At 52.9% G+C, this 920-nt stretch carries 1 protein-coding gene; it reads right to left on the bottom strand.

Annotated elements, in window-relative coordinates:
* Positions 1-22 precede the first annotated feature (22 nt).
* On the bottom strand, positions 23-920 hold an 898-nt coding region (locus tag QP990_RS12105; RefSeq protein WP_284799415.1), incomplete at its 5' end, for an IS3 family transposase.

The following is a 920-nucleotide window of genomic DNA, read 5'->3' as shown; positions in this document are numbered from 1 at the left end:
TGAAGTGTCCCGGGTTTTGTTCCTAGGCATTTGCCTTGATTTCCATTATTTCTTGGGCCGGGTTGGTTTCCCAAAACTCTGACTCAACCTCAGCTGGCGTGCGATAGCCGAGACTTTGGTGAAGCCGTACCTCGTTCCACCAATTAACCCATTCAAACGTCGCGATCTCCACGTCAACCACGCTGTCCCACGACCGCCGATGAATCAGCTCATTTTTGTAGGAACCGTTGACGTTTTCGGCCAAAGCATTGTCATAGGAATCTCCTACTGTCCCGGTAGAGGCAGCAATTCCATACTCAGCCAGCCGTTCGTTGTAGACAATGCTGACGTACTGTGAGCCATGATCTGAATGATGAATCAGCCCCGTTGTTTCCTTCGCGCTGACAATCGCCTGATTAAGCGCCTGCAGCGGCAGCGCCTCGGTACGCATTGAATCAGATAGTGCCCACCCGACGATCCTTCGGGAGAACACGTCGGTAACAAAAGCGGTGTACACGAATCCTTTTCTAGTGCGCACATAAGTAATATCGGCCACCCACAATCGGGCCGGTGCCGGGGCGTTGAACTTGCGATTAACTAAATCAGGACGCAGATCTGGTCCCTTCGGCTTGCGGGTAGTAATAGGAGACTTACCTTTACCTTTGCCTCTGACTCCAGCAAGACGCATCAGGCGTGCGGTCTGCTCACGGCCAATGTCGATTCCTTCACGGCGCAGAGTATGCCACATCTTACGGATGCCGTAGACGCTAAAATTTTCTTCATGGACCTCGGCGATGTGCGCGACTAGAGCAGCGTCACGAAGACTGCGGGCACTCATACCACGGGCTTTTGATTGGCGGTATCCACGGGACGTGATGAAACCGCCAACACGGTGGGTGTTTAACGTCTCGCAAATGAACTCGATGGAGAAACGATCCCGA

The sequence above is a fragment of the Corynebacterium sp. MSK071 genome, assembly GCF_030232125.1.
Taxonomy (GTDB): Bacteria; Actinomycetota; Actinomycetes; order Mycobacteriales; family Mycobacteriaceae; genus Corynebacterium; species Corynebacterium kefirresidentii.
This window is presented reverse-complemented; position numbering and strand designations above follow the sequence as displayed.